This is a genomic window from Rhodococcus sp. EPR-157 (genome assembly GCF_001647195.1).
In the GTDB taxonomy this organism is placed as follows: domain Bacteria; phylum Actinomycetota; class Actinomycetes; order Mycobacteriales; family Mycobacteriaceae; genus Rhodococcoides.
This window is the reverse complement of sequence record NZ_LVCV01000302.1, coordinates 1-5,829: the sequence shown is the minus strand read 5'-3', so window position 1 is coordinate 5,829 and position 5,829 is coordinate 1. Positions and strand designations below refer to the sequence as shown.

Genomic DNA, 5,829 nt, shown 5'->3' with positions numbered 1-5,829 from the left:
CGTCGTGCAAACGGATCACAGACACCCCCGCGTCATCGCAGTGGCGGCGGAACCACTTGGACCACGTTTCGGGTCTGATCGGGACACCGTCGGCAGCCACAGCGACGAGGTCAGTGACGGGGTAATCGCCGCCGAGGGCGAGACGTTCGCGCGCCTGGGTTGCACGGAGCGACCGCAGCGCGGCCACCACCTCGGGCGGCATCGGGAGCGTTCGCCGAGACCTCACCGACTTCGGATCTCCGGTCGCGGTGCCCAGCCCGCGAACCACCACGCGACCGGCTGCCACCGACACGGTCCCCGCGTCGAAGTCGACCCGGTCCCACGTCAGGCCCAGCACCTCGCTGCGGCGCAAACCGTAGAGCGTCAGAAGCCAGCACGCGAAGAGCCGGTTACTGGATACGTGTCGTCGGAACTGTTCAGCCTCGGCGGGCTGCCAGAACATCATCTCGGTGTGAGCGATCGACGGCCGGTCGATCAGCTGGGCGACATTGCGAGCGATCAGACCGCGTTTGACAGCAGTCGTGAGAGCCGACGAGAGAACAGTGAGCATTGTGCACACCGTGCGTGCGGAGACGCCTCCGGGCACTGTCGGGGCTGCGGGGTCGCTGGAACACGCAGCGGCGTATCGGCCGCGTTCGGGACGGACGACATCACCTGAGGCAATGAGGCGGTCGAGCGCCTGAATACCCGGTTTGCCGAACTCGTCGGGTAGCTGTACGTACCGAGCGCCGTCGGGCAGTGTCCTGAGGTACGCCAGGACCTCGGTGGATCGGCTGCCGCGTCGATCCTTCTGTGTCACCGTTGCGCCCGTCAGGCGCAGACGGACGAGTTCATCCAACTGGGGAACATCGAGGTCTTGCAGTTTGACCGTGCCGAGGTGGTCGACCACCGGCTTGAGTGCTGCCCGGTACCCATCGCGGGTGTTCTCCCGGACGCGCCGCGAGTCCACCCACTCGGACAAGAAATCAACCACGGTGATCGAGGTCCGTGCAACGACGGTGCCGTCGACCACCTTGCCGCTCATTCGCCGATACTCCTTGCGCGCCTCTGCCTGTGTGCGGAACGTGTGCCGCTGACGGATTCGCGTGCCATCGGCTTTGGTGCCGACCGTGATCTGAAACGTCCAGGTCACCTTCCCGCTGCTTGTCGCAACTCGTTTGGTGATCGGTTCCCCGCTCATTTCGTCTCCTCGGGATTGATGTCTCGTTGCTGGGGTTGTGGACGTCTTGGTAACGGGTCGTCGGAGAACCACCCCTCGGAGCGGGCTTTGGCGAGTAGTCGACTGACGGTTTTGGTGCTGACGTTCAGCTCTGCCGCGACTGTCGGTCGTACCGGCAGTCCTAGCGCGAGGGCGTCGTTGGCGATACGTGCGGCACGGTGCGCCTTCGAGTCGTGGTTCTCTGGCTGCGCACGAGATTCGGCAGTGTCATCGGGGAAGGCGAGGCGACCTCCCGCGCGGTGAAGCCATTGAGCAGCGGTATGCGCCAATCTTCGCGCAGGCACGGAGCGTAAAGCGTCGTAGTCGACCGCCTCGCCAACGTCTGCCGTGATAGTCAACTCTGTCATCTTGGGTTCGGTGGCCCGCTCGATTGCTACACGCACGCTGTAGGTGGCCTGGTGATCGACCAGTCGGATGATGACCCGTCCGCCGTCGGTTCCGTGAGGGTGATTCGGCTCGCCGCTGGCGACGGACTCGACATCGCCTCGCCTGGGCAGTGGTCGTGTTGTGCACATGTTGTCCACTCTACAGTCTGGACATAGGACAAACAACACGACAAAGTATGAGCCATGAAAACAACGATGAAAGCCCAAAACATCGCCGCTGCAATGGAAGCCGTGCGAACCTCGCCGACTGTCAGTGTTCAGGTCGCCGCCGACCTATTGGGTATCAGTGCGGCGTACGGCTACGAAATGGCTCGCGAGGGACGCCTGCCCGTCATTCAACTCGGCCCCCGGCGCGTTCGGGTCCGCTCCGCAGGGCTGTTGCGCATGATCGAGGGCGAGGACTCCGGCACCGTCTAAATCAAAAGTGCCACAAGGGAATCAATCGTCAAGTCTATTGGACGCTCCAACAACATCCACGGTGTCCTGTTACGTCAACCGAAGGACCCACACGCAATGACCCAGACAGCACACAGGCCCGGAGCGAGCGACTCCAGGCCTGCCGCCGATCGACCCACGATCAACACCAGCTCTCACGATACCGCAGAGCCGATTGTTGGTGATCCGTTTGATCTGCCGAGCGATACCGGAGTAGGAGCAGGCGAGGACGTGGATCCTGGACCGCGCGCGGCGCAATGGCACGTCGGCGAACACCTCGCTGATCTGTGGGGAATGCTGGGTTCAGTAGCTCTCACCGCCGCATTGGGCGCGCAAGGCGCGGCATTGGTCAACGAGGCGTATCGCCGTGTCGGGCAACCGTTACCGGAGACGCTGCACGAGGCCGAGATGATCCCAGTCGAGGCTGTGATCGATATGGGCCGTGACGTACCGACCCTGGAGGAGGTGGTTCAGTGGTGCGAGCGCAACGATCGCCGTGAGCCTCGCGCGGTCTATGAGGATGCGCTCCGGGACAAGAAGGTCCGCGACGATAGGGCCGAGCGTGAACGAGAGGAGGCTCGGAAGGCGCAGGATCGAGCCAAGAAATACGCTGACGACCCCGCCGCTGCGGTGCGTGCACTCTTCCCCGGTCCACCCTTGGCCCTGACAGCGGGCGAGCTGCCCCCGTTCCCGGTAGGTGCACTGCCATCGCCGTATTGCGACATGGTGCGCGCGGTGGCCACTTTCACCCAGACAGATCCCGGCATGGCTGGAATGACGATGCTGGGCACTCTCGCGGCTGCGACACAGCGGTGCGTCGACATCGAAGTCCGGCACGGATGGTCCGAGCCTTTGTCGTTGTTCGTGGTCACCGTGGCCGAGCCGTCCGAGAGAAAGTCGTCGGTATTCGATCAGGTGTCTCAGCCCTTGCGAGATGCCGAGGACGCGCTGGTCCTGGAAACCGAGGACCGGCGGGTCGAGAAGGAAACGCTGCGAGACATAGCGACCGCTCAAGCGGCGGATGCGAAGAAGGTCGCGACCAAGGCCGCAACGAACGGTGACGCGGGCGCTGCGGGGCTCCGTGACGATGCCGTGCGGCTCGCGAAGGAAGCTGCCGAGATTCGGCTGCCACCGATCCCGAGGTTGATTGCCGACGACATTACGGCCGAAGCGCTCGGAGCGAAGCTGTTCGAACACGGTGAGCGGCTGGCTGTGATGGCAAGCGAGGGAGGAATTTTCGCGACGATGGCAGGCCGATACAACTCCGGCGTGCCCAACATCGACGTCTACTTGAAGGGCTACAGCGGGGATGCGTGCCGGGTGGACCGGATGAGTGGTGGACGTTCGGAGAAGCTGACGCGACCGGCACTGACCCTGGTGCTCGCGGTGCAGCCGGTAATCCTGGAAAGCGCCACGGCGAACACGCTGTTCGTCCGCAGCGGCCTGATGGCCCGGACCATGATCGCACTGCCGCCGTCACGGCTGGGTCGTCGCGACTCGAACCCTCCTACCGTCGATGCGTTTCTCGCTGCGGACTACCACCAGGCCGTCGAAACGCTCACCCGCACGCTGTCTCGGGCCTACTTCGCGGACGGCAAGGTGGGCTCGCTCAAGATGTCGGAGGGTGCGAACAGACGCCGCGAGTCACTGTCGGCGTCGATCGAGCCACGGCTGGGCAAGACAGGCGACTTCACGGAGTCCGGGATGAACGAGTGGGCAGGCAAACACGTCGGACGAGTGTGCCGGATCGCGGGCTTGCTGCATCTCGCCGAACACGGCCCCGAGGGTGTCGACCGTCCCGTGGGAGTGAAGACGTTCACCGACGCCGAACGGATCGGAGAGTATGCCACCGCACACACCGCCGCGGCCTTCGCGCAGGCCGGATCAGCCGACGTTGCCGGTGCCGAAGAAGTGCTCCGAGTGCTTCGCAAGTTCGTGGGAGAACACCGCCGCTACACCTTCCCCCAGCGCGAGATCCGCAACCACCTTCCGAGATCGATGCGCCAGGTCGGCGCTGTCGATGCACCGCTAGCACTGCTGGAACGGCTGAACTGGGTCATCGTCGAGACGGTTCGAAGACCACACGGCGGCACACCCAGCGTAACCGTGACGCTGAACCCCGACGGGATCGCCTGATGAGTCGGTCGGAGCCAGTCGGAGCCCGGTCGGAGCCGAAAGTGGCTCCGACCGGATCGGCCCCTGACGTGCTGTTTTCGAGGTCAGCGGGTCGGTCGGAGCCGGTCGGAGCCGGTTTCGTGCACACGGAGCCGGTCGAGCCACTTTCCAGGGGGACATTTTGAGTTACTACCTGTCTGTTTCGTCGCATTTTCGTCTGTTCCCTGCACTACTGGGGCCGAAAGCGGCTCCGACCGGCTCCAACCGATCGAGACGACGAGTTCGCTCGGTATCTACCCAGCTCAGAGCTGTGTGGACATGCAGATCGGTCGGAGCCGAAAGTGGCTCCGACCGGGCTCCGACTGGCTTCGACCGACGTGCATGGTGTCGTCACGGCCGAGGTCTGTGTTGGCCAAACGGGAGCCGTGTCAAAGATCGATCGGATGTTCGCTGTGATGACAACACCCGCCAGTACGTGTCAATTCCTTTGCACTGCACTGACGTACGTTTGACGTATGCCACAAGTCATGCCGCTGCGCGACAGTCGAGCCCGCGCAGAGCGGGTGTTCGTCCGCCGCGCCATCGAGGGTTTGTCGTGGTCGGCTATCCGCGATGCCGAAGGGTTCGAATCCGTCGGAGCGGCGCAGATGGCATACCGCCGATATTTGAAACGGAACCCAGTGCCGGACGGCAACACGGCAATGGCGGAGATAATCGCCCGCAAGCGGGTCACGACATCTCAGGCGTTGCAGGCTATGGCGGAGGCGCGCGCGGCGGGGGATCACGATGCATTCGCGAAGCTTGCCGCTGTCGTCGGGCGCGAGGACGGCGAGCTGACGAAGATGTTCGGACTGAACGCCCCGCAGCGCGCCGAGGTGTCCGTACGGGTGACGGCGGAGGATACGCGCGCCCGCCTCCTGGCGATGGCCACCGAACGAGATCAGGCTGCGCTCGGCGGCACGACAGCCGCGCCGACAATCGAGGGAGAACTTGCATGACTACCGACAACGCCAGGGTCACGGTTGCCGACTGCGTGAACGCGGCGTCCGACATCCACGCCGAGGTGGAGGCGAACACCCTCGATCCGTCGGCGATCGAGGACCGTGCAGTCGAAGCCTGCCGCGCGTTGTTCGGCCTGGTTGGAAACGGTCAGGACGACGGCCTGTGGGTCTTGCACCGCGACGTGACCCGGCAATTCCTCGGAGCTGGGGGGCTGACGGCTGATGAATTGACGGAATGGGTTGCGGTGCAACGCCGTCGAGAGTCTGACCTCTCGGGCGATGGCTCTGCTACGTCCGGGGAAACCATCGGCGTTCCGAGCGAATCGGTTCCAGAGACCAGTGGTCGGGGGTTGATGTGACCGACTGCCGAGGGCTATCTGCCGAGGTCAGATCACTGTTGAGTCCGTGTGTTTACCCCCGTTGTGCCGATCAGTGTGCCATCGCGCCCTCGAAACGGAGGCATCATGCGTGACCCGAACTACGCCGACGTCCTGATCGCTGTGAACGCGCTGAGCCGTGCCCGCGAGCGTATGCAGCCGTCGACCCCGGTGGCTCTGGCCAAGCGGATCATTGCTGGTTTCGAGGTCGTCCCGGTGACCGCCCTGATCTCCGATGTTCTCGACGACGCGATTCGCAACCCGGATCGCCGGTACGTCCTGTCGACCCCGCCTCG

At 64.2% G+C, this 5,829-nt stretch carries 6 protein-coding genes and 1 pseudogene; 5 read left to right on the top strand and 2 right to left on the bottom strand.

The features are described from left to right. The coding region (locus A2J03_RS14005; protein WP_068374894.1) for a tyrosine-type recombinase/integrase at positions 1-1,180 on the bottom strand (1,180 nt) is incomplete at its 3' end. Beyond that, positions 1,177-1,734 carry a hypothetical protein gene (locus A2J03_RS14000; RefSeq protein ID WP_156520388.1) on the bottom strand — a complete coding sequence of 186 codons (558 nt, stop codon included), beginning with the start codon at positions 1,732-1,734 and terminating at the stop codon, positions 1,177-1,179. The genes A2J03_RS14000 and A2J03_RS14005, both read right to left, overlap by 4 nt. 54 nt (positions 1,735-1,788) lie before the next feature. Here A2J03_RS14000 and A2J03_RS13995 point away from each other — a divergent pair, with 54 nt between their 5' ends. From A2J03_RS13995 to A2J03_RS13975, 5 genes and pseudogenes are all read left to right on the top strand, one after another. Continuing rightward, positions 1,789-2,022 carry a helix-turn-helix domain-containing protein gene (locus A2J03_RS13995; RefSeq protein ID WP_068374889.1) on the top strand — a complete coding sequence of 78 codons (234 nt, stop codon included), beginning with the start codon at positions 1,789-1,791 and terminating at the stop codon, positions 2,020-2,022. A gap of 96 nt (positions 2,023-2,118) precedes the next feature. After that, positions 2,119-4,176: a YfjI family protein gene (locus A2J03_RS13990; protein ID WP_068374886.1), complete on the top strand. Its 2,058-nt coding sequence runs from the start codon at positions 2,119-2,121 to the stop codon at positions 4,174-4,176. 494 nt (positions 4,177-4,670) lie between these two features. Then, positions 4,671-5,153, top strand: a complete 483-nt coding sequence (locus A2J03_RS13985) for a Tar ligand binding domain-containing protein (protein ID WP_156520387.1) — start codon at positions 4,671-4,673, stop codon at positions 5,151-5,153. Continuing rightward, complete coding sequence (locus A2J03_RS13980; protein ID WP_068374880.1) at positions 5,150-5,515, top strand: hypothetical protein; 366 nt, start codon at positions 5,150-5,152, stop codon at positions 5,513-5,515. The genes A2J03_RS13985 and A2J03_RS13980 overlap by 4 nt, the downstream gene beginning before the upstream one ends. Before the next feature lie 105 nt (positions 5,516-5,620). Further along, positions 5,621-5,829, top strand: a pseudogene (locus A2J03_RS13975) (terminase large subunit domain-containing protein); the annotation flags it as partial.

Coding starts and splice junctions, on each gene's coding strand:
- A2J03_RS14000 (WP_156520388.1), bottom strand. CDS start 1,734: ATGTGCACAACACGACCACTGCCCAGGCGAGGCGATGTCGAGTCCGTC.
- A2J03_RS13995 (WP_068374889.1), top strand. CDS start 1,789: ATGAAAACAACGATGAAAGCCCAAAACATCGCCGCTGCAATGGAAGCC.
- A2J03_RS13990 (WP_068374886.1), top strand. CDS start 2,119: ATGACCCAGACAGCACACAGGCCCGGAGCGAGCGACTCCAGGCCTGCC.
- A2J03_RS13985 (WP_156520387.1), top strand. CDS start 4,671: ATGCCACAAGTCATGCCGCTGCGCGACAGTCGAGCCCGCGCAGAGCGG.
- A2J03_RS13980 (WP_068374880.1), top strand. CDS start 5,150: ATGACTACCGACAACGCCAGGGTCACGGTTGCCGACTGCGTGAACGCG.